The 26,292-nt window shown below is 72.6% G+C and carries 26 protein-coding genes; 20 read left to right on the forward strand and 6 right to left on the reverse strand.

Features of this window, described 5'->3' with window-relative positions:
* Window positions 1–102: 102 nt before the first annotated feature.
* Window positions 103–1,599: a PLP-dependent aminotransferase family protein gene (locus ACIPXB_RS16120; protein WP_401449737.1), complete on the forward strand. Its 1,497-nt coding sequence runs from the start codon at window positions 103–105 to the stop codon at window positions 1,597–1,599.
* A 176-nt stretch (window positions 1,600–1,775) separates the two neighbouring features.
* On the opposite strand, the gene ACIPXB_RS16125 is transcribed toward ACIPXB_RS16120, so the two are convergent.
* Together ACIPXB_RS16125 and ACIPXB_RS16130 are read right to left on the reverse strand one after the other, a co-directional pair.
* Complete coding sequence (locus ACIPXB_RS16125) at window positions 1,776–2,405, reverse strand: response regulator (RefSeq protein ID WP_401449739.1); 630 nt, start codon at window positions 2,403–2,405, stop codon at window positions 1,776–1,778.
* Window positions 2,402–3,673, reverse strand: coding sequence for a sensor histidine kinase (locus ACIPXB_RS16130; protein WP_401449741.1), 1,272 nt, complete (start codon window positions 3,671–3,673; stop codon window positions 2,402–2,404). Before ACIPXB_RS16130 ends, ACIPXB_RS16125 begins: the two co-directional genes overlap by 4 nt.
* A 134-nt stretch (window positions 3,674–3,807) precedes the next feature.
* Between ACIPXB_RS16130 and ACIPXB_RS16135 the strand changes: the two genes are divergently transcribed.
* Complete coding sequence (locus ACIPXB_RS16135) at window positions 3,808–4,890, forward strand: ABC transporter permease (protein WP_401449744.1); 1,083 nt, start codon at window positions 3,808–3,810, stop codon at window positions 4,888–4,890.
* Window positions 4,887–5,570 (forward strand): ABC transporter ATP-binding protein, encoded by a 684-nt coding sequence (locus tag ACIPXB_RS16140; RefSeq protein ID WP_401449746.1) that lies wholly within the window; start codon window positions 4,887–4,889, stop codon window positions 5,568–5,570. Before ACIPXB_RS16135 ends, ACIPXB_RS16140 begins: the two co-directional genes overlap by 4 nt.
* A 91-nt stretch (window positions 5,571–5,661) precedes the next feature.
* On the opposite strand, the gene ACIPXB_RS16145 is transcribed toward ACIPXB_RS16140, so the two are convergent.
* Window positions 5,662–6,462, reverse strand: coding sequence for an IclR family transcriptional regulator (locus tag ACIPXB_RS16145; protein ID WP_401449749.1), 801 nt, complete (start codon window positions 6,460–6,462; stop codon window positions 5,662–5,664).
* Between the two features lie 312 nt (window positions 6,463–6,774).
* On the opposite strand from ACIPXB_RS16145, the gene allB reads away from it, so the two are divergent.
* Window positions 6,775–8,133: an allantoinase AllB gene (gene allB, locus ACIPXB_RS16150; RefSeq protein ID WP_401449752.1), complete on the forward strand. Its 1,359-nt coding sequence runs from the start codon at window positions 6,775–6,777 to the stop codon at window positions 8,131–8,133.
* Between the two features lie 2 nt (window positions 8,134–8,135).
* A complete protein-coding gene (alc, locus tag ACIPXB_RS16155; protein WP_401449754.1) occupies window positions 8,136–9,257 on the forward strand; it encodes an allantoicase in 1,122 nt (373 codons plus the stop codon).
* 98 nt (window positions 9,258–9,355) lie between these two features.
* On the opposite strand, the gene ACIPXB_RS16160 is transcribed toward alc, so the two are convergent.
* The gene (locus ACIPXB_RS16160; RefSeq protein WP_401449756.1) at window positions 9,356–10,087 is read right to left on the reverse strand and encodes a 3-oxoacyl-ACP reductase family protein; all 732 of its coding nucleotides are present in this window, start codon (window positions 10,085–10,087) and stop codon (window positions 9,356–9,358) included.
* Window positions 10,088–10,275: 188 nt separating this feature from the next.
* On the opposite strand from ACIPXB_RS16160, the gene ACIPXB_RS16165 reads away from it, so the two are divergent.
* The 3 genes from ACIPXB_RS16165 to ACIPXB_RS16175 all read left to right on the forward strand — a co-directional run bounded on the left by ACIPXB_RS16165 (window position 10,276) and on the right by ACIPXB_RS16175 (window position 13,363).
* Complete coding sequence (locus ACIPXB_RS16165; protein WP_401449758.1) at window positions 10,276–10,890, forward strand: dihydrofolate reductase family protein; 615 nt, start codon at window positions 10,276–10,278, stop codon at window positions 10,888–10,890.
* 239 nt (window positions 10,891–11,129) lie between these two features.
* Window positions 11,130–12,050, forward strand: a complete 921-nt coding sequence (locus ACIPXB_RS16170; protein ID WP_401449759.1) for a DMT family transporter — start codon at window positions 11,130–11,132, stop codon at window positions 12,048–12,050.
* 122 nt (window positions 12,051–12,172) lie between these two features.
* Entirely contained in the window at window positions 12,173–13,363 is a 1,191-nt protein-coding gene (locus ACIPXB_RS16175) for a cytochrome P450 (RefSeq protein ID WP_401449761.1), read from the forward strand.
* A 66-nt stretch (window positions 13,364–13,429) separates the two neighbouring features.
* On the opposite strand, the gene ACIPXB_RS16180 is transcribed toward ACIPXB_RS16175, so the two are convergent.
* Window positions 13,430–14,434, reverse strand: a complete 1,005-nt coding sequence (locus tag ACIPXB_RS16180; RefSeq protein WP_401449763.1) for a Gfo/Idh/MocA family oxidoreductase — start codon at window positions 14,432–14,434, stop codon at window positions 13,430–13,432.
* A gap of 160 nt (window positions 14,435–14,594) precedes the next feature.
* Here ACIPXB_RS16180 and ACIPXB_RS16185 point away from each other — a divergent pair, with 160 nt between their 5' ends.
* The 12 genes from ACIPXB_RS16185 (at window position 14,595) to ACIPXB_RS16240 (ending at window position 24,606) form a co-directional block, all read left to right on the forward strand.
* The gene (locus ACIPXB_RS16185; RefSeq protein ID WP_401449765.1) at window positions 14,595–15,605 is read left to right on the forward strand and encodes a sugar ABC transporter substrate-binding protein; all 1,011 of its coding nucleotides are present in this window, start codon (window positions 14,595–14,597) and stop codon (window positions 15,603–15,605) included.
* Complete coding sequence (locus ACIPXB_RS16190; protein ID WP_401449767.1) at window positions 15,602–16,639, forward strand: ABC transporter permease; 1,038 nt, start codon at window positions 15,602–15,604, stop codon at window positions 16,637–16,639. The genes ACIPXB_RS16185 and ACIPXB_RS16190 overlap by 4 nt, the downstream gene beginning before the upstream one ends.
* Entirely contained in the window at window positions 16,636–17,475 is an 840-nt protein-coding gene (locus ACIPXB_RS16195) for an ATP-binding cassette domain-containing protein (protein WP_401449769.1), read from the forward strand. Before ACIPXB_RS16190 ends, ACIPXB_RS16195 begins: the two co-directional genes overlap by 4 nt.
* Window positions 17,472–18,632 carry an ROK family glucokinase gene (locus ACIPXB_RS16200; protein WP_401449771.1) on the forward strand — a complete coding sequence of 387 codons (1,161 nt, stop codon included), beginning with the start codon at window positions 17,472–17,474 and terminating at the stop codon, window positions 18,630–18,632. The genes ACIPXB_RS16195 and ACIPXB_RS16200 overlap by 4 nt, the downstream gene beginning before the upstream one ends.
* Window positions 18,633–18,658: 26 nt before the next feature.
* The gene (locus tag ACIPXB_RS16205; protein WP_401450189.1) at window positions 18,659–19,216 is read left to right on the forward strand and encodes a hypothetical protein; all 558 of its coding nucleotides are present in this window, start codon (window positions 18,659–18,661) and stop codon (window positions 19,214–19,216) included.
* 42 nt (window positions 19,217–19,258) lie between these two features.
* A complete protein-coding gene (locus ACIPXB_RS16210; protein ID WP_401449773.1) occupies window positions 19,259–19,891 on the forward strand; it encodes an MBL fold metallo-hydrolase in 633 nt (210 codons plus the stop codon).
* 40 nt (window positions 19,892–19,931) lie between these two features.
* On the forward strand, window positions 19,932–20,711 hold the full coding sequence (locus tag ACIPXB_RS16215) for an exodeoxyribonuclease III (RefSeq protein ID WP_401449776.1): 780 nt from the start codon (window positions 19,932–19,934) through the stop codon (window positions 20,709–20,711).
* 16 nt (window positions 20,712–20,727) lie between these two features.
* Window positions 20,728–21,168 carry a DUF6278 family protein gene (locus tag ACIPXB_RS16220; RefSeq protein WP_401449778.1) on the forward strand — a complete coding sequence of 147 codons (441 nt, stop codon included), beginning with the start codon at window positions 20,728–20,730 and terminating at the stop codon, window positions 21,166–21,168.
* Between the two features lie 183 nt (window positions 21,169–21,351).
* Window positions 21,352–22,095: an amino acid ABC transporter ATP-binding protein gene (locus ACIPXB_RS16225; protein WP_401450191.1), complete on the forward strand. Its 744-nt coding sequence runs from the start codon at window positions 21,352–21,354 to the stop codon at window positions 22,093–22,095.
* A gap of 11 nt (window positions 22,096–22,106) precedes the next feature.
* The gene (locus ACIPXB_RS16230; protein ID WP_401449780.1) at window positions 22,107–23,057 is read left to right on the forward strand and encodes a glutamate ABC transporter substrate-binding protein; all 951 of its coding nucleotides are present in this window, start codon (window positions 22,107–22,109) and stop codon (window positions 23,055–23,057) included.
* Between the two features lie 17 nt (window positions 23,058–23,074).
* Window positions 23,075–23,719 carry an amino acid ABC transporter permease gene (locus ACIPXB_RS16235; RefSeq protein ID WP_401449782.1) on the forward strand — a complete coding sequence of 215 codons (645 nt, stop codon included), beginning with the start codon at window positions 23,075–23,077 and terminating at the stop codon, window positions 23,717–23,719.
* Window positions 23,716–24,606, forward strand: a complete 891-nt coding sequence (locus ACIPXB_RS16240) for an amino acid ABC transporter permease (protein ID WP_401449784.1) — start codon at window positions 23,716–23,718, stop codon at window positions 24,604–24,606. Before ACIPXB_RS16235 ends, ACIPXB_RS16240 begins: the two co-directional genes overlap by 4 nt.
* 28 nt (window positions 24,607–24,634) lie before the next feature.
* Here the strand turns inward: ACIPXB_RS16240 and ACIPXB_RS16245 are convergent, their stop codons facing one another.
* On the reverse strand, window positions 24,635–26,221 hold the full coding sequence (locus ACIPXB_RS16245; protein WP_401449787.1) for a CocE/NonD family hydrolase: 1,587 nt from the start codon (window positions 26,219–26,221) through the stop codon (window positions 24,635–24,637).
* Window positions 26,222–26,292: the final 71 nt, after the last annotated feature.

Consider the following 26,292-nt stretch of genomic DNA (forward strand, 5'->3'; position numbering starts at 1 on the left):
ATCGGTCAGCATCTCGGCGACTCTCCTTGCCAATCGAGGTCCAATACGGCGAGTCTGGACTCCGGTGGCCCCGTCAGGCAGGGCCAATCGGGGGAGGTTGGCATGGCAAACGGGCGAGTGGTCCAGACGGCGGACCGGACGATCGGCAGCCGGCAGCTCGCTGCCCTGCTGCCCGCCGAGGTGCTGGCCCGCCCCGGCTACCGGTCGCTCGCCGACGCCGTCCGCACGCTGATCCTCGACGGCCGGATCGCCCTGCACGTGCGGCTGCCTGCCGAGCGCGAGCTCGCCGAGGCGGTCGGCGCGAGCCGGGCCACCGTCACCGGCGCGTACGACCTGCTGCGCGAGAGCGGTTACGTCCGCAGCCGACGCGGTTCCGGCACCTGGACCGAGCTGCCCGACGGCCACCCCCCGGTCGGTGCGCACGGCCTGCTCTGCGCGGCCGGCACCGGCGGCCGCACCGCCGACGGCGCACCGGTCGCCGACCTCGCCATCGCCGCGATGGGCGCCCCCGACGGCGCCCTCGCCGACGCGCTGGCCCAGGTCGCGCCCCGGCTGGCCGGCGCCGCCCGCGGCCACGGCTACCACCCGTTCGGCCTGCCCGACCTGCGTGCCGCGGTCGCCGAGCGGTTCACCCGGCGGGGGCTGCCGACCCGGCCCGAACAGATCCTGATCACCGCCGGCGCCCAGCAGGCCTTCGCCCTCGTCGTCAGCCTGCTGTGCCGGGCCGGCGACCGGGTCGTCACCGAGAACCCGACCTACGCCAACGCCCTCGACGCCCTGCGCCAGGCCCGCCTGCGCACCGCGTCGATCGCCGTCTCCGACGCCGGCTGGGACATGGAGATCGCCCAGTCCACCCTGCGGCAGACCGCGCCGCGCCTGGCGTACGTGATCCCCGACTTCCACAACCCGACGGGCGCGCTGATGCCCGAGGGGCAGCGGCTGGCCCTGCTGGAGGCCACCCGGCGGGTGGGGACCTGGCTGGTCGTCGACGAGACCATCGCCGACATCGCCCTCGACGTGCCCGCGCCACCGCCGCTGGCCTCGCTCGCGCCGCGCGGCGGCGCGGACCACGTGCTGACGATCGGCTCGCTGAGCAAGACCCACTGGGGCGGGCTGCGGGTCGGCTGGATCCGGGCGACCGCGAGGACGGTGGCCGAGCTGACGACCGTACGCGTGGCCGCCGACATGACGGGCTCGGTCCTGGACCAGCTGGTGGCGCTGCCGCTGCTGGACGGCCTGGAGCGGAGCCTGCCGGACCGCCTCGACGTGCTGCGGGCGCAGCGGGCGGCCCTCGTCCGGGCCCTGGAACGCCACACGCCGGAATGGTCCTGGCAGGTCCCGTCCGGCGGGCTGTCCCTCTGGGTCGACCTCGGGGAACCGGTCAGCTCGGCGCTGGCGGAACGGGCGGCCGCGGCCGGGGTGCACATCGTGCGGGGCGCGCGGTTCGGGGTGGACCCGGGGACGTTCGAACACCGGCTGCGGATCCCGTACACGCTGCCGGCCGCCGCGCTGGAGTCGGCGATCCACCGCCTGGCGGCGGCCTTCCACGACGGCGTCCCCCTGACCCCGGCGGTGGACCGCCCGCACTGGGTCGCATGACGGGGGCCGCGCCGCTGCGCGGGGCCCTTTCCCCACCCCGCCCCTTCCCGAACTGGGGCTCCGCCCCAGACCCTGCGCCTCAAACGGGCACGCAGCGCACGTACGGGGGTCCGGGGGCTTGCCCCCGGTTACGGGAAGGGGCGGGGTGGGGGAGAGGCCCCGCGCAGCGGCCCGGGCTACGGGGTGCGGATCAGGCGGCGGGCGCCGGCGGCGGCCACCGCCGCCGTCCGCGAGTCCACCCCCAGCTTCGCGTAGATGTGCACCAGGTGGGACTTCACCGTCGCCTGGCTCAGGAACAGCCGCTTGGAGATCTGCTGGTTCGACAGCCCGTCGGCCACCAGCTGCAACACCTCCAGCTCCCGCTTCGTCAGCGCCTCCGCCGGCGTCCGCATCCGGTCCATCAGCCGCAGCGCCACCGCCGGCGCGAGCGCCGACTGCCCGGCCGCCGCCGTACGGACCGCCGCCGCCAGTTCCTCCGGCGGCGCGTCCTTGAGCAGGTAGCCCGAGGCCCCCGCCTCCACCGCCGCCAGGATGTCGGCGTCCGTGTCGTACGTGGTCAGCACCAGGACCCTGGGACCCCCGGGCCGGGCCGTGATCGCGGCCGTGGCCTGCGAGCCGTGCATCCCGGCGCCGAACTGGAGGTCCATCAGGACCACGTCCAGCTCCAGCTCCGCCGCCAGTTCCACCGCCCGCTCGGCGGTCGCGGCCTCGGCCACCACCGTGAACCCGGGCTCGGTGTCCAGGACCGCGCGCAGCCCCGCCCGGACCACCGGATGGTCGTCGGCCAGCAGCAGCCGGATCGTCATACGAGGGCCTCCTCGGTCAGTGGCAGGGTCACGGCCACGGCGGTGCCCTGGCCCGGAGCGGACTCCACGTCGAAGACGCCGCCCAGCGACTCGGCCCGCGAGCGCATGGCGGGAAGCCCGAAGCCGCCGCCGCCCTCGGCCCCCGCGCCCGCACGCGTGCTCGCCCCCGCGCCCGCCCCGGCGCCCGCTCCCGGGGCCGCGGGGTCGAAGCCCCGCCCGTCGTCGACGATGTCGAGCGTCACCGACGTGTCCATGAAGGTCAGCGTGATCTCGGCGCGCGCGGCCCCGGCGTGCCGGACCACATTGGCCAGCGCCGACTGCGCGATCCGCAGCAGGGCCACCTCGTACGGCGTGGGCAGCGCACGCGGCGTACCGCTGAGCGAGAACCGCACCCGCGGCCCCGGCGCCCCCGTGCACAGCCGCTCCAGCGCCGCCGCCAGCGACCCGTGCTCCAGATCGGGCGGAGTCAGCGCCCGTACGAACCGGCGCGCCTCGGCGAGGTTGTCCTGGGCGGCCTGCCGGGCCTGCGCGATGTGCGCGAGCGCCACCGGCGGCGTCGGCGGGTCCTCGCCCAGCGCCCGCTCCGCCGCCCGCAGCAGCAGCTGGATCGACGACAGGCCCTGCGCGAGGGTGTCGTGGATCTCGCGGGCCAGCCGTTCCCGTTCGGCCAGGACTCCCGCGCCGTGCTCGGCGGCGGCCAGGTCGGCCCGGGTGGTGATCAGCTCCTCGATCAGCTGCCGGCGCCGCTCGCTCTCCCGGTACAGCGCCTGGTAGCCGAGCACCGTCGCCACCGCCACCGCCCCGCCCAGCAGCGGGCCGAGGAACGCGCCGGGCCGGACCGTGTCGCTGTGCGCGAGGAAGCCGCCGATCGCCGCGAGCGCCGTCACCGCGACCGCCGGCAGAGCCCAGCGCAGCGGCATCAGGTGCAGCTGGAGGAAGTACAGCGGGAAGGCGATCCACAGCCCGTCGGGGGAGACCGTGAGCAGGGCCAGCCAGGCGGCGCCCAACGCCGCCAGCCACACCGCGCCGGCCCGCGGCGAGCGGTGCACGGCGGGCGTGCGCACCCCGGCGGCGTACACGGCGGCGACCGCCGCGGCGGCGGCCACCACCCCCGCGGCGTGCGGCGCGGCGCCGGTCAGCGACCGTACGACGGCCAGCGCGAGCAGCCCCAGCAGCAGCGCGTGCAGGCACAGCCGCAGGACGCGCGAGACGGGCGTGAGGGGCGGGGCGGGGGTGCGGGGACGGGGGGCGGAACGGGGAGAACGCATGACCGGACCAGCGTACGGGGGCGGCCGCCGCGCCCGGTCAACCAAAAGTTCGATGTCCGCGTGCGTCCTTCGATACGAGGATCTCTCCTGGGGCGCGATGCCCGGCGTCCACGCGGAGCAGCAGGGTGGGGATCATGTTTGTCGCATGGAGAGATCTACGGTTCGCCAAGGGCCGCTTCGCCCTCATGGGCACGGTCGTCGTGCTGATCACGCTGCTGGTGGGCCTGCTGTCCGGGCTCACCGCGGGACTGGCCCGGGAGAACATCTCGGCCGTCACCGGCCTGCCCGCCACCCACCTCGCCTTCGCCGCGCCCCCCGGGGACCAGAAGGTGTCCTTCACCCAGTCCCAGCTGTCCGAGAGTGCCTGGCAGGCCTGGCGGAGCCGGCCGGGCGTGACCGCCGCCCACCCCGTCGGCATCCGCACCACCAACGCCGCCGCCGGTGAGCGCACCGCCGCCGTCTCCGTCTTCGGCGTGGAGAGCACGGCGCGCCTCGCGCCCGGCGACCTCACCCAGGGCCAGGTGATCCTCTCGGAGAAGGCCGCCCGGGAGCTCGGCGGCCTGCGGGCGGGCGGCAAGCTCCGCATCGGCACCCTGGAACTCACCGTCGGCGCCGTCTCGGGCACCGCCGCGTACAGCCACACCCCGGTCGTCTGGATGGATCTGGCCGACTGGCAGCGCATCGGCAACCCCGGTACCTCGATCGACACCCTCGCCACCGTCATCGCCCTGACCACCACCGGCGAGGCGGACCTCGCCGCCGCCGACCGGGCCGCCGGTACCAAGACCCAGGGCCTGGACGAGGCGCTCGGCGCGATCGGCTCCTACCAGGCCGAGAACGGCTCGCTGCAGCTCATGCGCGGCTTCCTCTTCGCGATCTCCGCCCTGGTCATCGGCGCCTTCTTCACCGTCTGGACGATCCAGCGCAGCGGCGACATCGCGGTCCTCAAGGCCCTCGGCGCCTCCACCCCGTACCTCCTGAAGGACGCGCTCGGCCAGGCCGTGGTCATGCTCGCCGCCGGTACGGGCCTGGGTACGGCGCTGGCCGCCGGGCTCGGGGCGGTGATCAGTGGCGGCGACGTCCCGTTCGTCCTGGACGCGCCGACGGTACTGGTCCCCGCCGCGATCATGATCGCGCTCGGTGCGGCCGGTGCGGCCCTGTCCATCCGGCGGATCACCGCCGTCGACCCCCTGACCGCCCTCGGGAGCGCCCGATGACCCTCCTCGTCAGCGACGTCACGCTCACCTACCCCGACGGCGAGGGCCGGCTCACCGCCCTCGACGCGGTCCGCCTCGACGTCCCCGCCGGCACCCTGACCGCCGTCGTCGGGCCCTCCGGCTCGGGCAAGTCCAGCCTGCTCGCGGTCGCCGCCACCCTGGTCACCCCGGACTCCGGGCGGGTGGTCGTGGCGGGCCGTGACACGGCCCGGATGGGCGCCGCCGAGAAGTCGGCGCTGCGCCGCGAGCACATAGGCATCGTCTTCCAGCAGCCGAACCTGCTGGCCTCGCTGACCGCCGCCGAGCAGCTCCAGGTGATGGCGCACCTGTCCGGGCGGCCTTCCCGGCAGCTGCGCCGCCGGGCCCTGGAGCTGCTGGACGCGGTGGGCCTGGCCGACAAGGCCGACCGGCGCCCGCACCAGCTCTCCGGCGGTCAGCGCCAGCGCGTGAACATCGCCCGCGCCCTGATGAACGACCCCTCCGTGCTGCTGGTCGACGAACCCACCAGCGCCCTGGACCACGAGCGCGGCGCGGCCGTGCTCGACCTGCTCGTCACCCTGACCCGCGAGCGGTCCACCGCCACCGTCCTGGTCACCCACGACCGCGCCCACCTGGAGCGGATGGACCGCACGGTGACGATGACCGACGGCCGGCTCACCGACGCGGTCCCGGCCGCCTGACGCGGGCGCGGCGGGCGTACGAAGGCCCCGGCCCCCTCCACGTGAGGGGTCCGGGGCCTTCGTACGTGCCGGACCGCGCGGCGGACGGGCCCTACGCCGGGTTCTGGTTGGCCAGTGCCACCGACAGCTCGGCCGCGACGCCCTGCAGGATCGGCACGATCGACTCGGTCGCGGCCTCGGTGACCCGGCCCGCCGGGCCCGAGATGGAGATCGCGGCGGCGGTCGGCGAGTTCGGCACGGAGACGGCGAGGCAGCGGACCCCTATCTCCTGCTCGTTGTCGTCGACGGCGTAGCCGACCCGCCGGACCTGCTCCAGGGCCTCCAGGAAGCCCTCGGGCGTGGTGATGGTCTTCTCGGTCGCCGCCGGCATGCCGGTACGGGCGAGCAGCGCGCGTACCTCCTCGGCGGGCGTGTGCGCCAGCAGCGCCTTGCCCACACCCGTGGAGTGCGGGAGCACCCGGCGGCCGACCTCGGTGAACATGCGCATGGAGTGCTTGGACGGCACCTGGGCGACGTAGACGATCTCGTCGCCGTCGAGCAGGGCCATGTTCGCCGTCTCGCCGGTCTCCTCGACCAGGCGTGCCAGGTACGGACGGGCCCAGGTGCCCAGCAGCCGCGACGCGGACTCGCCCAGCCGGATCAGGCGCGGGCCGAGGGAGTACCGTCGATTGGGCTGCTGGCGTACGTAGCCGCACGCCACGAGGGTGCGCATCAGCCGGTGGATGGTGGGCAGCGGCAGGCCGCTCGCGGCGGAGAGCTCGCTGAGGCCGACCTCGCCCCCGGCGTCGGCCATTCGTTCGAGAAGATCGAAGGCGCGCTCGAGGGACTGGACGCCACCGCTGGCGGCGGTGGACTTGGAGGCGTCGGTGGTGCTGGCGCTGGACGTCGGCACGGCGCGGTCCTTTCGGTGCTGGCAGGCAAGGAAGCAGCCTACCCGGCGGCCGGCGGCTTCCCCAGATCCGGGTCGCGGCCGTCCTCCCCGGTCAGAGGCGGTTTGTCCGGGTGGCGGACAGCCGTCGGACATCACCCGGCCGCGTGGCCTGGTGATCGCTCCATTCTGTAGAACGAAATCTTAATTCCATCTTGTGGAAACATCCAAGGGTGATCGCGGCGCGTCAGCGGTCCGTCCGGGCGCTCTTGACGGGCCCCGGATCGCGGTGAAGACTCCGTCAACAGAACGTTGAATTTCGCTCTGTGGAAGTAGATGGGGAGGTTCCGGGTGTCCGACGTGGCAGTGGAACTGGTACTGCGCTCGACGCGCGTCATCACCCCCGAGGGGACACGCGCCGCCTCGGTGGCCGTCGCCGCCGGGAGGATCGCGGCCGTGCTGCCGTACGAGGCCGAGGTGCCCGCCGGTGCCCGCCTGGAGGACTTCGGCGACGACGTCCTGCTGCCCGGTCTCGTCGACACCCACGTCCACGTGAACGACCCCGGCCGCACCGAGTGGGAGGGCTTCTGGACGGCCACCCGCGCCGCCGCGGCCGGCGGCATCACCACGATCCTCGACATGCCGCTCAACTCCCTGCCCCCCACCACCACGGTGGACAACCTGGTCGTCAAGCAGGACGTCGCCCGCGCCAAGGCGCACGTGGACGTCGGCTTCTGGGGCGGCGCCCTGCCGGACAACGTCAAGGACCTGCGCCCCCTGCACGACGCCGGCGTCTTCGGCTTCAAGTGCTTCCTGTCGCCCTCCGGCGTGGAGGAGTTCCCCGAGCTCGACCAGGACCAGCTGGCCGCCTCCCTCGCGGAGATCGCCGGCTTCGGCGGCCTGATGATCGTGCACGCCGAGGACCCGCACCACCTGGACTCCGCGCCGTCCGTCCCGGGCCCCAAGTACGCCGACTTCCTCGCCTCGCGCCCGCGCGAGGCCGAGAACACCGCGATCGGGAACCTGATCGACCAGGCCAGGCGGCTGAACGCGCGCGTGCACGTGCTGCACCTGTCCTCCTCCGACGCGCTGCCGCTGATCGCCGCGGCCAAGGCCGAGGGCGTGGCGGTCACCGTCGAGTCGTGCCCGCACTACCTCACCCTGACCGCCGAGGAAGTGCCCGACGGCGCCAGCGAGTTCAAGTGCTGCCCGCCCATCCGCGAGGCCGCCAACCAGGACCTCCTGTGGAACGCGCTCGCCGACGGCACCATCGACTGCATCGTCTCGGACCACTCGCCCTCCACCGCGGACCTCAAGACCAGCGACTTCTCCACCGCCTGGGGCGGCATCTCCTCCCTCCAGCTGGGCCTGCCGGCCATCTGGACCGAGGCCCGCCGCCGCGGCCACTCGCTGGAGGACGTCGTCCGCTGGATGTCCGCCGCCCCGGCCGCCCTCGCCGGGCTGGCCCGCAAGGGTGCGATCGAGGCCGGCCGGGACGCCGACTTCGCCGTGCTCGCCCCCGAAGAAACGTTCACCGTGGACCCGGCCGAGCTCCACCACCGCAACCAGGTCACGGCGTACGCGGGCAGGACCCTGCACGGCGTCGTGAAGTCCACCTGGCTGCGCGGCACGCGGATCGCCGACCACGGCACCCCCACCGAGCCCACCGGCCGACTCCTCGAAAGGCAGAACTGACTGTGACGGCGCTTCCCTCCTTCACCGGTAACGCGAACCCGTACGGAGGCGGCGACCCGTACGCCGACTACCGCACCGCGGACTTCCCGTTCACCCAGTACGCGAACCTCGCCGACCGTCAGCTCGGCGCCGGGGTCGTCGCCGCCAACGACGAGTTCTTCGCCCAGCGCGAGAACCTCCTGGTGCCCGAGGCCGCCCACTTCGACCCGGAGCACTTCGGGCACAAGGGCAAGGTCATGGACGGCTGGGAGACCCGCCGCCGCCGCGGTACCGGCGCCGACCAGCCCTGGCCCACGGCCGAGGACCACGACTGGGCGCTGGTACGCCTGGGCGCCCCCGGCGTGATCCGCGGCATCGTCGTCGACACCGCCCACTTCCGCGGCAACATGCCGCAGGCCGTCTCCGTCGAGGGCACCAACTGGGAGGGCGCCCTCGCGCCGACCCCCGAGGAGCTCCTCGGCGACGACGTGAAGTGGACGACCCTCGTCCCGCGCACCCCGGTCGGCGGCCACGCGGCCAACGGCTTCGAGGTGAGCGTGGAACAGCGCTTCACGCACCTGCGCGTCAACCAGCACCCGGACGGCGGCATCGCCCGGCTCCGCGTCTACGGCGAGGTCCTCCCGGACCCGAAGTGGCTGGCCGCCCTCGGCTCGTTCGACGTCGTCGCGCTGGAGAACGGCGGCGCCGTCCAGGACGCGTCCAACCGCTTCTACTCCCCGCCGACCAACACCATCAACCCGGGCCGCTCCCGCAAGATGGACGACGGCTGGGAGACCGCCCGCCGCCGCGACAACGGCAACGACTGGATCCGCTACCAGCTCGTCGCCGAGTCCGAGATCCGCGCCGTCGAGATCGACACCGCCTACCTCAAGGGCAACTCGGCCGGCTGGGCCTCGCTGTCGGTCAGGACCGGCGAGGAGGGCGAGTGGACCGAGTTCCTCCCGCGCACCCGCCTGCAGCCCGACACCAACCACCGGTTCGTCCTGGACGCCCCGGCCGTCGGCACCCACGTACGGATCGACATCTTCCCGGACGGCGGCTTCTCCCGCCTGCGCCTGTACGGCTCGCTGACCGAGGCCGGCGCCGCCGCCCTCACCGCCCGCCACCAGGAGCTGGGCGGCTGATCCGGCCGGCACCGAATTCCGCGCACAGCACACCGCGCACCGCCCCGGGGACCGGCACCCCCGGGGCGGTGGCCCGTTCACCGGCCGGACGAGACGGCCTACGCCGCGTGACCGCCGTCCACCGAGAACTCGGCGCCCGTGATGTACGCCGCCTCGTCACCCGCGAGGAAGGAGACCATCGCCGCGATCTCCTCCGCGGTGCCGAACCGGCCCAGCGCCGTCAGCGACACCTGGCCCGCGGCCATCGGGCCGCCGGCCGGGTTCATGTCGGTGTCGACGGGACCCGGGTGGACGAGGTTCGCGGTGATGCCCCGCCCGCCGAGCTCCCGCGCCAGCGCCTTGTTCAGGCCCGTCAGGGCGGCCTTGCTCATCGCGTAGAGGGTGCCGCCCGGGCCCGGCACCCGCTGGGTCATGCAGCTGCCGACGGTGATGATCCGCCCGCCGCGGCCCAGCTGGGCCGCGGCCGCCTGCGCGGTGAGGAACACCCCGCGCACGTTGACGTCCAGGACCCGGTCCACGTCGGCCGCGCCCAGGCTCTCCAGGGGGCCCAGGACGCCGATCCCCGCGTTGTTGACGAGCACGTCGAGCCGCCCGAAGGCCTCGACCGTACGGGCCACGGCCTCCGCCGGGGCCTGTGCGTCACCGGCGTCCGCGCGGACGGCGACCGCGCGCCGCCCGGTCGCCCCGATCTTGGCGACGACCTCGGCCGCGGCCCGCTCGTCGCTGACGTAGCTGATCGCCACGTCGGCCCCGTCCTGGGCCAGCCGCAGCGCGGTCGCCGCGCCGATGCCCCTGCTGCCGCCCGTGACCAGTGCCGCCCTGCCGTTCATGGCTCCTCCTTCATTGGTTGCGTGTTCAATGAAATCCCGTGGCGGGCGGACGTGCTGGCGGTAATCCGACCTCGCGTTCCGCGGGGCTCCCGTCGCGTGGCGGACCGATGAGTTCCGCGCGCTCCGGGAGTCTGAACCCGTGCAACGGCTCGGACACCGCACGCGTCACCTCCAAGGAGCGCAGAACCATGGGCAAGCTGACCCTGACCACCTTCGTGACCCTCGACGGCGTGATGCAGGCGCCGGGCGGCCGGGACGAGGACACCAGCGACGGCTTCGAGTACGGCGGCTGGACGGTCCCGCTCTGGGACGACGAGGCCGGGCAGTTCGTGACCGAGGTCTTCGAACGCGCCTCGGCCTTCCTGCTGGGGCGGCGCACCTACGACATCTTCGCGGCCTACTGGCCCGAGCACGACGACCCCGCGGACCCCGTCCCGCACAAGCTCAACACCCTGCCCAAGTACGTGGCCTCCACCACCCTCAAGGACCCCTCGTGGGCGCCGACGACCGTCCTGGACGGCGAGCTCCAGGCCGAGGTCACCCGGGTCAAGGACGCCATCGACGGGGAACTCCAGGTGCACGGCAGCGGCATGCTGGCGCAGTACCTGCTCGCCCGTGACCTGGTCGACGAGTTCAACCTGCTCGTCTTCCCGGTCTTCCTGGGCCGCGGCCGGCGCCTCTTCCCCACCGGGGGCCTGCCCACCACCTGCGACGTCGTGCAGTCGCGCACCACCGAGAGCGGCACGGCCATCCACACCTACCGCCCGGCGGGCCGCGCCACCTTCGGCACGTTCGGCGAGTAGGGGCGAGCGGGAACGGGCGGGAACGAGCGAGCGGGAACGGGCGGGAACGAGCGAGCGGGAACGAGCGGGAACGAGCGAGGGGGAGCCGGGCGGGAACGAGCGAGGGGGAGCCGGGCGGGGCCCTCCTGCCCGGCCGCGGGCAAACCCCTCGACCCCGCAAGATCGCCTCCGGTACGTTGACCCGCGACCCGTGTGAGCCGCCGCCGTCTCCACCCGCACCAGCCGCCGGAGATCGCCAGGTGTCCTCGCTCGCCACGCCCGCCCCCGCGCCCGCCCTCGTCAGCCGCCGGGCCCGGCTCGCCGATCTGCCCGTCCTGCTCGTCGCGGTCGTCTGGGGCGGCAGCTACCTCGCCGCCAAGGGGATCACCACCACCCACACCGTGATCGCCGTGCTCGTGCTGCGGTTCGCGGTGGTGCTCCCCGTCCTGGTGGCCGCCGGATGGCGGCGGCTGCGGGCGCTGCGCCCCGACCAGCTGCGCGGAGCCGGGCTGCTGGGACTCGTACTCGGCGGGATCTTCCTGCTGGAGACCTACGGCGTCGTCCACACCTCCGCCACCAACGCCGGTCTGATCATCAGCCTCACCATGATCCTCACGCCGCTCGCCGAGGCCGCGGTCCGCCGGGTGCGCCCCTCCGGGGCCTTCCTCGCCGCGGCCGGGCTCTCCGTCACCGGCGTGGCGCTGCTGACCCAGTCGGGCGGCTTCACCACACCCTCCCTCGGTGACCTGCTGATCCTCGGCGCCGCCTGCGCCCGGACGGTGAACGTGCTGCTCACGGCCCGGATGAAGGCCCTGAGGGACGCCGACGCGCTGTCGCTGACCACCGTGCAGCTCGGCGGCGCCGTCCTGGTCTTCGCCCTGCTCGCCGCCCTGCCCGGTACCGGGGCGAGCCCCTGGGAGGCCGCCCTCGGCTTCGGCCCCGCCCAGTGGGCCGGGCTGGCCTTCCTGTCCGTCTTCTGCACCCTGTTCGCCTTCTTCGTCCAGACGTGGGCCGTCCGCCGTACCTCGCCCTCCCGGGTCAGCCTGCTGCTCGGCACCGAACCCCTGTGGGCCGCGGCCGCCGGTATCGCGCTGGGCGGCGAGCGGCTGGGCGCCGTCGGCCTCGCGGGCGCGGCCCTGGTCCTCGCCGGCACCGCCTGGGGCCGCCGCGCCTGCCCTTGACCGCCGCCCCGCGGCCGCACACCGACCGGACCTGAACGCGTGTCCGGATCCCGACCCCGCCCGGTGACCGCCGTCCTACGCTGGCCGGAACGACGGGGGAATACGGGGAAGGGGCACGTCCCATGCCGGTCCTGGACATCAGCTCGTACGCGGAGGACTTCAACGCCGATCCGTATCCGTACTACGCGCGCCTGCGCGAGGCCGGACCGGTGCACCGGGTCACGCTCGTCGGAGAGGGCGGCGGCGACGTCTGGCTCGTCGTCGGCCACGAGGAGGCCCGCGCCGCCCTCAACCACCCCGGCCTGTCCAAGAACTGGCAGGCCTCGGAGTACTTCGAGCAGATCGCCGCCAGCGCGGTCAACAACCACATGCTGGAGGCGGACCCGCCCCGCCACACCCGGCTGCGCAAACTCGTCGCCCGCGAGTTCACCGCCCGCCGCGTCGAGGCGCTGCGCCCGCTCGTCCAGCGCGTCACCGACGAACGGCTCGACGCCATGGCGGCCGACGGGGCCCGCCGCGCCGATCTGATCCGGTCACTCGCCTTCCCGCTGCCGATGACCGTCATCTGCGAGCTGCTCGGCGTCCCCGACCTCGACCGCGAGGCCTTCCGTACCTGGTCCAACGAGGTCGTGGCGCCCACCACCGCGGCGAACTCCTCCTGGGCCCTGTCGGAGACGGCCCGCTACCTCACCGCGCTGATCGAGGACAAGCGCGCCCGCCCCGGCGAGGACCTGCTCAGCGGGCTCATCCGGGACAGCGACGAGGACGGCGACCGGCTCACCCAGGACGAGCTGATCGCCATGGCCTTCCTGCTGCTCGTCGCCGGCCACGAGACCACCGTCAACCTGATCTCCAACGGCGTACGGGCCCTGCTCGCCCATCCCGACCAGCTCGCCGCCCTGCGTGCCGACTGGAGCCTGCTCGACGGCGCGGTCGAGGAGATGCTGCGCTACGACGGCCCGGTCGAGGGCGCCACCTTCCGCTTCGCGAGCGAGGACCTGGAGATCGGCGGCGTGCCGATCGGCGCCGGCGAGGCCGTGCTGGTCTCGCTGGCGAGCGCGGACCGCGACCCGGAGCGCTTCCCCGACCCCGACACCTTCGACATCCGCCGCGCTCCGCAGGGCCACCTCGCGTTCGGGCACGGCATCCACTTCTGCCTGGGCGCGCCGCTGGCCCGGATGGAGGGCCGGATCGCCGTCCGCTCCCTCCTGGAGCGCTTCCCGGACCTCGCGGCGGACCCGGACGCCGGCCCCCACGAGTGGATCCCGGGCACGCTGATACGCGGGGTCAAGCAGCTGCCGGTCCGCTGGTAGCGGCCAGTGCCCCCACACGTCCCGGTGGCCTCACACGTCACGGTGCTTTCACGGGTCGCGGTGCCCTCACAGGTCCGGCACGGACGCGAGCGGCACCGCCCGGGCCTCGCGCCGGGACATCTCGCACGCCTCCGCGATCCGCAGCGCGGCCAGCGCCTCCCGGCCGTCGCACGGGTTCCCGCCCTCGCCGCGCACCAGGTGGATGAAGGCGGCCAGCTCCGCCTCGTAGGCGGGGCCGAACCGCTCCAGGAAACCCGGCCACGGCTTGCTCGCCGGGGGCGGGCCGTGCGGCTCGGTCGACGCGATCGGCGTACGGTCGTCCAGCCCGGCGGAGACCTGGTCCAGCTCCCCGGCCAGCTCCATGCGTACGTCGTACCCCGCGCCGTTGCACCGGGTGCCCGTGCAGGTGGCCAGCGTCCCGTCGGCCAGCGTCAGCACCGCCGCCGCCGTGTCGACGTCCCCGGCCCGGCGGAACTGCGCCGGACCCGCGTCCGAACCGGTGGCGTACACGTGCGTGACCTCCTGCCCGGTCACCCAGCGGACCATGTCGAAGTCGTGCACCAGACAGTCGCGGAAGAGGCCGCCCGAGGTCTCCAGGTACCCGGCGGGCGGCGGCGCGGGGTCGGCGGTCATGGTCCGCACCGTGTGCAGCCGGCCCAGCGCGCCGGAGCGCACCAGCTCGCGCGCCGTGCGGTAGCCGGCGTCGAAGCGCCGCATGAAGCCCAGCTGGAGCACCCCGCCCACGGCGCCCACCTCGCCCAGCACCCGCAGGGTTCCCGCCAGGTCCACGGCCAGGGGCTTCTCGCAGAACACCGGCAGCCCCGCCCGTACCGCCCGCACCACCAGCTCCGCGTGCCCGTTCGTGGCGCAGGCCACCACCACCGCGTCGACGCCCCAGGTGAACACCTGGTCCACCGACGGAGCGGCCGTCGCACCCAGCCGGTCGGCGACCAGCGCGGCGCGCGCGGGGTCGGCGTCGGCGAGCACCAGCGACCCCGCCTGCGGGTGGCGGCTGAGCGCCGCCGCATGGAACGAGCCGATCCGGCCGGTTCCGATGAGCCCGATGCGCATGCACTCAACGTGAACCCCTACGCGACCCCTGTCAATCCGCCCACGCCTGTCGACGATGGCCCCGATGACCGTCACTGGGACCGCCGTGGCGGATACTGGGCGGCTGGAACCGGAATGACCGGTTTTGATTTTCTGCTCTGGGAAGGGATGGCACACCGACGTGTCTAGGGTTGGGACAGGGGCGCGCTGGGCCGGCGCCGTGCTCGCGGCGGTGCTGGGAGCCTCCCTCGTGGGGTGCAGCGCCACGGGCGGCAAGCGCGCCGAGGAGCGGGCGAAGGCCGCCGAGGCGGGCCGCCCGGCCGTGTCCACCCCGCGCTGGACCTTCGCGATGGTCACGCACGCGGGCGACGGCGACACCTTCTGGGACATCGTCCAGAAGGGCGCCAAGGAGGCCGCGGCGAAGGACAACATCAACTTCCTCTACTCCCACGACGACCAGGCTCAGCAGCAGGCCCAGTTCGTCCAGAACGCCATCGACCAGCGCGTGGACGGCATCATCGTCAGCCTCGCCAAGCCCGAGGCCCTCAAGGACGTCCTCGGCAAGGCCGCCAAGGCGGGCATCCCGGTGATCACCGTCAACTCCGGATCCGCCCAGTCCAAGGAGTACGGCGCCCTGGCCCACATCGGGCAGGACGAGGAGATCGCGGGCGAGGCCGTCGGCACCGAGCTGACCGAGCGGGGCCGCAAGAAGGCGGTCTGCGTCCTGCACGAGCAGGGCAACGTGGGCCACGAGCAGCGCTGCGCCGGGGCGAAGAAGACCTTCGGCGGCACGATGGAGAACCTCTACGTCGAGGGCACGAACATGCCCTCCGTCCAGGCGGCCGTCCAGGCCAAGCTCCAGGCCGACCCCACGGTCGACGCCGTCGTCACCCTCGGTGCGCCCTTCGCGCCGACCGCGATCAAGGCCAAGGAGGCGGCCGGCAGCAAGGCCGAGATCGACACCTTCGACCTCAACGAGTCCGTGGCCCGTGACCTGAAGTCCGGCGCGCTCGGCTTCGCCGTCGACCAGCAGCCGTACCTCCAGGGCTACGAGGCCGTGGACCTGCTGTGGCTCTACCGCTACAACCTCAACACGCTCGGCGGCGGCCGCCCGGTCCTGACCGGACCGCAGATCGTCACCGCCGCCGAGGCGGCGAAACTGGAGGAGTTCATCAAGCGGGTGACCCGATGAGCGCCGCCACCGCCCCCGCGGACGAGCGCCTCGCGCCGGTCTCGCCGCTGCGGCGGCTGCTGGGCCGTCCCGAGCTCGGCGCGGTCGTCGGCGCCGCCGCCGTCTTCGTCTTCTTCTCCTTCGCCGCCGACAGCTTCCTGCGGGCCGCGAGCCTGTCGACCATCCTCTACTCGGCCTCCACCATCGGGATCATGGCCGTCCCCGTCGCGCTGCTGATGATCGGCGGCGAGTTCGACCTCTCGGCCGGAGTGATGGTCACCACCTCGGCGCTGGTCAGCTCGATGTTCAGCTACCAGATGACCGCCGACGTGTGGGTGGGCGTGGCGGTGTCGCTGCTGGTCACCCTGGCCATCGGCCTCTTCAACGGCGTCATGCTCATCCGTACCAAGCTGCCCAGCTTCATCATCACGCTCGGCACCTTCCTGATGCTGACCGGCCTGAACCTCGGCTTCACCAAGCTGATCAGCGGCTCGGTCTCCACCAAGAGCATCGCCGACATGGAGGGCTTCTCCTCCGCGCGGGCCCTGTTCGCCTCGCAGTGGAACATCGGCTCGGTCACCCTGAAGGTCACCATCCTGTGGTGGCTGGGGCTGGTGCTGCTGGCCACCTGGATCCTGCTGCGCACCCGCGCCGGGAACTGGATCTTCGCGGTGGGCGGTGACGCGGACGCGGCCCGCGCGGTGGGCGTGCCGGTCGTGCGGACCCGTATCGGCCTGTACATGGGCGTCGCGCTGTGCGCCTGGATCTCCGGCCAGCACATCCTGTTCTCGTTCGACGTCGTCCAGTCCGGCGAGGGCGTCGGCAACGAGTTCCTGTACATCATCGCGGCCGTCATCGGCGGCTGTCTGATGACCGGCGGCTACGGCTCGGCCGTCGGCGCGGCCGTGGGCGCCTTCATCTTCGGCATGACCATCAACGGCATCGTGTACGCCCAGTGGAACCCCGACTGGTTCAAGTTCTTCCTCGGCGCGATGCTGCTCCTCGCGACGCTGCTGAACGCATGGGTGCGCAAGCGGGCGGAGGCCAGCAAATGACGGCCCTGGTGAAGCTGACGGACGTCAGCAAGTACTACGGCAACATCCGCGCCCTCGAAGGGGTCTCCCTGGAGGTCGACGCGGGCGAGATCACCTGTGTCCTCGGCGACAACGGCGCGGGCAAGTCCACCCTCATCAAGATCATCTCGGGGCTGCACCGGCACGACGCCGGCAGCTTCGAGATCGAGGGCGAGGAGACCGTGCTGGCCAACCCCCGCGCGGCCCTCGACCGCGGGATCGCCACCGTGTACCAGGACCTCGCGGTGGTCCCGCTGATGCCGGTGTGGCGCAACTTCTTCCTCGGCTCCGAGCCCACCCGGGGCCGCGGCCCCTTCCGCCGCCTGGACGTCGATCTCATGCGCGCGACCACCCGCTCCGAGCTGCTGCGGATGGGCATCGACCTGCGCGACGTCGACCAGCCCATCGGCACCCTGTCCGGCGGCGAGCGCCAGTGCGTGGCCATCGCCCGCGCCGTGTACTTCGGCGCGAAGGTCCTCGTCCTGGACGAGCCGACCGCGGCGCTGGGCGTGAAGCAGTCCGGTGTGGTCCTCAAGTACGTCGCCGCCGCCCGCGACGCCGGGCTCGGAGTGGTCCTCATCACCCACAACCCGCACCACGCCTACCTGGTCGGCGACCGGTTCGTGCTGCTCAAGCGCGGTGCGATGGCCGGCAGCCACACCCGTGACTCGATCACCCTGGACGAACTCACCCGCCAGATGGCGGGCGGCTCCGAGCTCGACGAGCTGAGCCACGAGCTCGCCCGGGTGGCAGAATCGACGACGCGGACCGACCCGCAGGCCCCCACGACCACGGACAGGGACGGCACGACTCGATGAGCACGTACCGGGACTTCACGCTCGCCCACCGGGGCTCGGCGCGAGGCACCGTCCTGCGGACCATCGGCACCCGTGAGCGCCGGTCGCACCTGACCGCCCCGCGCGTCCCGACCGTCGGCATCGACATCGGCGGCACCAAGGTGATGGCCGGCGTCGTCGACGCCGACGGCGTCATCCTGGAGAAGATCCGTACCGAGACCCCCGACAAGTCCAAGAGCCCCAAGGTGGTCGAGGACACCATCGTGGAGCTGGTCCTGGACCTGTCCGACCGGCACGACGTGCACGCGGTGGGCATCGGCGCGGCCGGCTGGGTCGACGCCGACCGCTCGCGGGTCCTCTTCGCCCCGCACCTGGCCTGGCGCGACGAGCCGCTGCGGGACGCGCTGCAGTCCCGGCTCGCGGTGCCGGTCATGGTGGACAACGATGCCAACACCGCCGCCTGGGCCGAGTGGCGCTTCGGCGCCGGCCGCGGCGAGGACCACCTCGTCATGATCACGCTCGGTACCGGCATCGGCGGCGCGATCCTCGAGGGCGGCCAGGTCAAGCGCGGCAAGTTCGGCGTCGCGGGCGAGTTCGGCCATATGCAGGTCGTGCCCGGCGGGCACCGCTGCCCCTGCGGCAACCGCGGCTGCTGGGAGCAGTACAGCTCCGGCAACGCCCTGGTCCGCGAGGCCCGCGAGCTCGCCGCCGCCGACTCCCCGGTCGCGCACGACATCATCGCCCGGGTCGGCGGGAACGTCCACGAGATCACCGGGCCGCTGATCACCGAGCTGGCCCGCGAGGGCGACGCCATGTGCGTCGAGCTGCTCCAGGACATCGGCCAGTGGCTCGGCGTCGGCATCGCCAACCTCGCCGCCGCCCTCGACCCGTCCTGCTTCGTCATCGGCGGCGGCGTCAGCGCCGCCGACGACCTGCTGATCGGCCCGGCCCGGGACGCCTTCCGCCGCCACCTCACCGGCCGCGGCTACCGGCCCGAGGCGCGGATCGCGAAGGCGCAGCTCGGCCCGGAGGCGGGTATGGTCGGGGCCGCCGACCTCGCCCGGCTCGTCGCCCGGCGCTTCCGCCGCGCCAAGCGGCGGCGCGTCGAGCGGTACGAGCGCTACGCTCAGCTGGGCCGGCGCGACACCCCCGGCCCGAAGGACCAGGAACAGCAGTGAACCCGCCCCCCACCCTGCCCCGCCAGATGTCCGCCCCCGACGAGGGCGCGGCCCGCCCGCCCGAGGACCGGCGGCGCGTCGTCCTGCGCCGCTGGCTCACCGCGATCATCATCGTGCTGCTCATCGGCGTACCGGCGGGCTACCTCGTGATCTCCGCGCAGCAGAGCCGGGAGAGCGGCCGCGACAAGGCCGCCAAGGTCGGCGCGACGCACGTGCGCCCGGGCTGGCCCTCGCGCGTGCAGCGCAGCGTGTACGAGGTGCCGATCCCGGACAAGGCGTGGCGCGTGGGGTACCTGGAGACCAACAACTGGCGCACCAGCCGGCTCTTCGTGCAGTTCGCCGTCACCTCCGAGGACCTGGACGGCTTCCTCGCCGGGTACGGCGTCCAGCGCGACGACCTCACCCGCGGCGTGACCATCGGCCACCGCGACACCGAGACGGCCGGCTGGAACTGGAACCCGAAGAACGCCTGGTACGGCACCACCCACGACCAGACCGACCCGCGGCCCACCCAGGACATCACCGTCGACCTGTCGGACCCGGAGAAGCCGAAGGTCTACGTGGTCTCCACGGCCGTGCCGTAGGCCGTCTCCTCCTGGCCGGGCCCAGCGCCTAGCCTGGGGATCATGAAGCTCACCAAGAGGCTGCACTCCTGCGTCCAGTTGGAGAAGGACGGGCGCGTGCTCGTCATCGACCCGGGCGCCTTCAGCGAACCGGACGCGGGCCTGGGGGCCGAGGCCCTCCTCGTCACGCACGAGCACCCCGACCACTTCGACGAGGGGCGGCTGCGCGCCGCCCTGGACGCGAATCCGGCCGCCGCGCTGTGGACCCTGCGCAGCGTCGCCGAGCGGCTGGCCCCGGCCTACCCGGGCCGAGTCCACACCGTCGGCCACGGGGACACCTTCAGCGCCGCCGGATTCGAGGTCCAGGTGCACGGCGAGCTGCACGCCGTGATCCACCCCGACATCCCGCGGATCACCAATGTCGGCTACCTCGTGGACGGTTCGCTCTTCCACCCCGGCGACGCGCTGACCGTGCCGCAGGCCCCGGTGGACACCCTGATGGTCCCGGTGCACGCGCCCTGGAACAAGGTCGCCGAGGTGATCGACTACCTCCGCGAGGTCAAGCCGCGCCGGGCCATCGACATCCACGACGCCTACCTCGCGGACCTCGCCCGCCCGATCTACGACGCGGCGCTGGGCAACCTGGGCGGCACCGACCACGGCCGGCTGGCCGCGGGGGACGCCACCGACCTGTGACACCGGGTGGCTGTCGGTGCCGGGCGGTAGGTTGGGACGTATGCGTATCGCCACGTTCAACGTCAACTCGATCACCGCCCGGCTGCCCCGGCTGCTGGCCTGGCTGGAGAGCTCGGGCACGGATGTGCTCTGTGTCCAGGAGACCAAGTGCTCGGCCGAGCAGTTCCCCCACGAAGCGCTGCGCGAGCTGGGCTACGAGGCCGTGGTCAACGCCACCGGCCGGTGGAACGGGGTCGCGCTGGTCTCCCGGGTCGGCCTGGAGGACGTCGTGTCCGGCCTGCCCGGCGGCCCGGACTACGAGGGCGTGCAGGAGCCCCGCGCGATCTCGGCGACCTGCGGCGGAGTGCGCCTGTGGTCGGTCTACGTGCCCAACGGCCGCGAGGTCGAGCACGACCACTACGGCTACAAGCTGGACTGGTTCCGCGCGCTGGCCACCGCCGTCGCCGAAGACGCGGCCGGCCCGCGCCCGTTCGCCGTGCTCGGCGACTTCAACGTGGCGCCCACCGACGAGGACGTCTTCGACCCGGCCGTCTTCGCGGGCCTGACCCACGTCACCCCGGCCGAGCGGGCCGCGCTGGAGGCCCTGCGCGCCGCCGGACTGTCGGACGTCGTGCCGCGGCCCCTGAAGTACGACCGCCCGTACACGTACTGGGACTACCGCCAGCTGGCCTTCCCCAAGAACCGCGGCATGCGCATCGACCTGGTCTACGGCAACGAGCCGTTCGCCAAGGCGGTCAAGGACGCGTACGTCGACCGCGAGGAGCGCAAGGGCAAGGGAGCCTCGGACCACGCGCCGGTCGTTGTCGATCTGGACGTGTGATGCGACGCTGGACAGTATGAACATCCCTTTCCTGGGCAACTGGCTGAATCGGCACGAGACCGGACAGGGGGCGGCGCTGGCGACGGCCTTCGCGGAGGATCCCGAGGGCGTGACCGAGATGTTCTCGGAATGCGAGATGCTGCGCGTCCACGCGAGGGCGGCCGGGCTGGAACTCGACGAGAGCCCGGCGTCGTTGGAGGCCCTGGACCAGCTGATGCCGCGCTGGCGGCGGGACCCGGAAGCGGTCCCGTGGCTGGGCAACGACGCGGGTTTCTACCTCGGCACGGTGATCATCCGTACCGTGCCGGGGACCGGCTGGCAGATCTGGCCGAACGGGCAGCCGGTGATCGTGCTGCCCTCGGGGCGGGAGCTGAACGTGGTGGAGTCGGGGGTGTCCTGGGCGATGACGGGGTCCCCCGAGCTCTCCCAGGCCTACGCGGAGGCCTCCGAGGGCTGACCCGGGGGCGGTCGCGGGCCGGCCGAGCGGCCATCGCGGGCCGGGCAGGTGCCCATCGCGGGCCGGCCGCGTGCCCATCGTGGCGGATTGATACTTATGCCCTCTTTAGGCGTGTCGAGGTGAAGTGCCCTTCCCGGCTGGATAGTTTGCGCTGACTCGACACAGCTATAAGTGGGGCAGCGTATGGCCGTCGATCCGTTGATCGAGCTGCGGGACGTCAACAAGCACTACGGGCAACTGCACGTCCTCAAGGACATCAACCTCACCGTCGGTCGCGGCGAGGTGGTGGTGATCATCGGCCCCTCCGGCTCCGGGAAGTCGACCCTGTGCCGGACCATCAACCGCCTGGAGACCATCGAATCGGGCGAGATCTTCCTCGACGGCAAGCCGCTGCCCGCCGAGGGCAAGGAACTCGCCGCCCTGCGCGCCGAGGTCGGGATGGTCTTCCAGTCCTTCAACCTCTTCGCCCACAAGACCGTCCTGGCCAACGTCTCCCTGGCGCAGGTCAAGGTCAGGAAGCGCAAGAAGGACGAGGCCGACGGGCGCTCGCGCGAGCTGCTGGACCGGGTCGGTCTCGCCGACCAGGCCGCGAAGTACCCCGCCCAGCTCTCCGGCGGCCAGCAGCAGCGCGTCGCCATCGCCCGCGCGCTGGCCATGGACCCCAAGGCGCTGCTGTTCGACGAGCCCACCTCCGCCCTCGACCCGGAAATGATCAACGAGGTGCTGGAGGTCATGCAGCAGCTCGCCCGCGACGGCATGACCATGGTCGTCGTCACCCACGAGATGGGCTTCGCGCGCTCCGCCGCCAACCGCGTGGTGTTCATGGCCGACGGGCGGATCGTCGAGGACCGCAGCCCGGAGGCGTTCTTCACCGCCCCCGAGAGCGATCGGGCCAGGGACTTCCTCTCCAAGATCCTCAAGCACTGAGGGGCGCCGCGATGACCACGATCCCCGCGCGCCCGCGCGTGCTGCTGCGCCTCGTCCTGCGTCTTCTCCTGCGTCTCCTCCTGGGGGCGGCCCTGCTGCTGGCGGTCGCCGGCTGCGGCAAGGAGGGCAGCCCGCCGGTGAAGGGCCCGCAGCCCGAGGACCTGCCCGTCTACCAGGTCGACACCGCTTTCCAGCTGCCCGCCTCGCCCACCTGGGAGCGGGCCGAGCGGCGCGGCCACTTGGTGGTCGGGGTCAAGGAGGACCAGCCGTACATGGGGGAGAAGGACCCCTCCAGCGGCCGCTACTCCGGCTTCGACATCGAGATCGCCAAGATGATGTCCGCCGCGCTCGGTTTCGACCCCAAGACCATCGAGTTCAAGACCATCGCCTCGGCCAACCGCGAGACGGCCCTGCAGAACGGGCAGATCGACTACTACGTGGGCACGTACACGATCAACGACAACCGCAAGCGGCAGGTCGGCTTCGCCGGTCCCTACTTCATCGCCGGCCAGTCCCTCCTCGTGCGCAAGGACGAGAAGGACATCAACGGCCCCGAGGACCTGAAGGGCAAGAAGGTCTGCTCGGCCACCGGCTCCACCCCGTACCAGCGGCTGGAGAAGGAGTACCCCGAGGCGGACCTGGTCGCCTACGACACCTACTCGGTGTGCGTGGACAACCTGCTGACCTACCAGGTGGACGCGGTCTCCACCGACAACACGATCCTCATGGGGTACGCGGCCAAGGTCCCCGAGGAGCTCAAGGTCGTCGGCACACCGTTCTCCAAGGAGCCGTACGGCATCGGCGTGCCCCGCTCGGACAACGCGCTGCGCTTCGCCCTCGACGACGCGCTCGCCGCGATCGAGAAGAACGGCGACTGGAAGAGGGCCTACGACGCCACGCTCGGCCTGTCGGGCGTACCCGCCCCGCCGCCACCGCCCATCGACCGGTACCCGGCGAGCTGAAGGGGAGAGCGCACGCCATGGACGTACTCATCCAGAACTTCTCCCTCTACGCGCAGGGTTTCCTCGGCACCGTCGAACTCACCGTCTACTCCTCCCTGCTCGCCCTGGTCCTCGGCTTCGTCATGGCCTCCTTCCGGGTCGCGCCCGTCGGCTCCCTGCGGGTCTTCGGCACGGTGTGGGTGACGGTGCTGCGCAACACCCCGCTGACGCTGCTCTTCTTCGCGGTCCTGCTCGGGCTGCCGCGCTTCGGCGTGGTGCTGCCCTTCCAGGTCTTCGCCGTCCTCGCGCTCGGCTGCTACACCTCCGCCTTCATCTGCGAGGCGCTGCGCTCGGGCATCAACACCGTGCCCAAGGGGCAGGGCGAGGCGGCCCGCAGCCTGGGGATGACCTTCACGCAGACGCTGGGCACGGTGGTGCTGCCGCAGGCCTTCCGGTCCGTGATCCCGCCGATCGGCTCCACCCTGATCGCCCTGGCCAAGAACTCCGCCATCGCGGGCGCGTTCAGCGTCACCGAGCTGCTGGGGACGTACAAGACACTCAACGAGCTGGGCTACAGCATCATCTGGACCTTCGTCTGGATCGCCGTCGGCTACCTGATCATCACCCTGTCCATCAGCGCGCTGTTCACCGTGCTGGAGAAGCGCTGGGGAGTCGCCCGATGACCGCCCACTCCCTGTACGGGGACCTGGAGTCGACCGCGCTGTACGACGTGCCCGGCCCGCGGACGCGGCGCCGGCACCTGGTCTACGGCATCGTCTCGACCGTGCTGATCCTGGCGCTGGTGGTGTGGATCGTCTATCTGCTCTTCGACACGGAGCAGTTCACGGCCGCCAAGTGGAACCCCTTCACGTACGAGGGCATCCAGGAGCTGCTGCTGCGGGGCCTGGGCAACACGCTCAAGGCGTTCGCGTACGCCTCGGTGCTCTCGCTGCTGCTCGGCGCGGTGCTCGCCGCCGGCCGGCTCTCGGTGCACCGGCCGCTGCGCTGGCTGGCCACGCTGTTCGTGGAGTTCTTCCGGGCCATGCCGGTGCTGGTGATGATCTTCTTCATCTTCGTGGCGCTCAAGGCGCAGCCGCTGCCCGCGCTGGTGGCGGGCCTGACCCTGTACAACGGGTCGGTGCTGGCGGAGGTCTTCCGTACGGGCATCAACGCGGTGGACCGCGGGCAGCGCGAGGCCGCGTACGCGCTCGGCATGCGCAAGACCCAGGTGATGACCCACGTCCTCGCGCCGCAGGCGGTCCGGGCGATGCTGCCCACCATCATCAGCCAGCTGGTGGTGGCACTGAAGGACACCTCGCTGGGCTACCTGATCACGTACGAGGAGTTCCTGCACGCGGGCAAGCTGATCGCCTCCAACCTCGACTACGACCTGCCCTTCATCCCGGTGGTGATGATCATCTCGCCGATCTACATCGGGATGTGCATGCTGCTCTCCTGGTTCGCCACCTGGGTGGCCAGGCGCGAGCGCCGCAGCGTGAAGACCAGGGCCGTCGAGGTCGCTCCTGCCGAACCCGCGTCGCTGCTGCCGGGCCAGGGCGGGCCGGGATGAGCCAGCCCCGTCCGGCAGCAGTCGGTGATCACTGCTCGCGCAAGGGGACCGAGAGGTACGAGGGATCGGTCCTCGGCGAGGAGAAGGTCAGCTGCGCGCCGGTGGGGTTGTGCTCGATGTACAGCGGGTCGACGGTGTCGATCACCAGCGCCAGCCGGTGGCCCGCGGGCACGTCGTAGGCGGTGGAGAAGAGCTCCAGGTCCACCGCGAAGGGCCGGCCGGGGGTCTTGCCGTGGAAGGTGTACGGGGCGTTGCTGACGAGTCTGCCGATGCCGAGGGGGCCGACGTCGTAGAGGTAGGCGACGAAGGTGCCGTCGGACTTCGTGGGCGTGACCGTGGTGTGCAGCCTGGCGGTGCCGCGCACCCGCCGGTCCTCGGCGTAGCGCCCGGACTGCCACACCGCGGCGAAGGAGCGGGGCAGCAGCGGGATGGAGGCGGTGGGCGGCGCCTTGACGAACTGGTCCAGGACGCTGGAGAGGAACAGGACGCCGCCGTTGGCGCCGGAGTCGACGCCCGCGAAGACGTGCTCGGAATCGTTCAGCTCCAGCCGCTCGGTGCCCGCCGCGCCCACCGACTTCCAGTCGGCGTAGCCCTCGTAGCCCCCGGTGCTGCGGGACTTGATCTGGACCGGCCGCTCGCGGTCGATGCCGTTGTCGGTGCCCTTGAGGTAGCGGTCGAACCAGCGGTGCGCGCTGGTCCAGGTGTCGTTGGGCAGGCCCAGCAGGCCTGTGCCCTCGGCGGTGGCGTGGTCGCCGGGGCGGAACTCCAGCCGCTTGGGCCCGGTCAGCCGCTCGTAGAACGCGGCGTACTGGTTCGGCGGGAAGATGGTGTCGCCCCAGGCGTTGCCCAGCATGACGGCGGCACCGCCCGCGTTGATGCGCTCGACCTGGGCGGCGGGGGACCGCTTGCGTCCCCACTCGATCATGTCCGCCTCCTTGGCCAGGTTCGAGCCGAGGAAGTCCCCGAGGATCTGCTTCAGTTCGGGGCCGGGGCGGCCGGTGAGGTAGCCGGCGGCGCCCAGCATGCCGGCGGCCTGGAGGTGCTGGGTGCGGCCGGAGTAGATGGACTCGATCAGGTCGGCCCAGCCGCTGAGGGCGACCACGGCCTTGATACGGCTGTCGTACGCGGCGGCCAGCAGGCTGATGCCCGCGCCGTAGCTGACGCCGCCGACCCCGACGCGCGCGGCGTCGGCGGGGGTGCGGGCGAGGGCCCAGTCGATGACGGCGGAGACGTCGGCGATGTCGGGCGGGCCCGCGACCTCGATCTGTCCGCCGGAGAGCCAGAAGCCGCGGGAGGTGTAACTGACGACGACGTAGCCGGAGTCGGCGAGTTTTCTGGCCTGCGCGATGTATTCGATCTGGGGCATGCCCCAGCTGGTCGGCAGGACGATCAGCGGGTACGTCCGGCCGGGCTGGGCGCCGGCCGGTGTGAAGACATTGCCCTTGAGGGTGATCCCGCCGGAGCCCGGGATGTCGTGGAAGGTGACCGCCGGCGAACCGGTGGCGGAGGCTGCCGGGACGGCCGGCGTCGCAGCTTGGGCCTGGTGGGGGGCCAGGCCCAGCGCGGCGACGGCCAGCACGGCCGCCACGGCAGCGGCGGTGGTGGTGCGGTCCATCAATCGCTCCTCGTGTGCGCCGGGTTGTCAAAGTGACCCGACGGTAACGGGAGCGGGTTACTGAAGGTAAC

The organism is Streptomyces sp. NPDC090022 (genome assembly GCF_044748145.1).
In the GTDB taxonomy this organism is placed as follows: Bacteria; Actinomycetota; Actinomycetes; order Streptomycetales; family Streptomycetaceae; genus Streptomyces.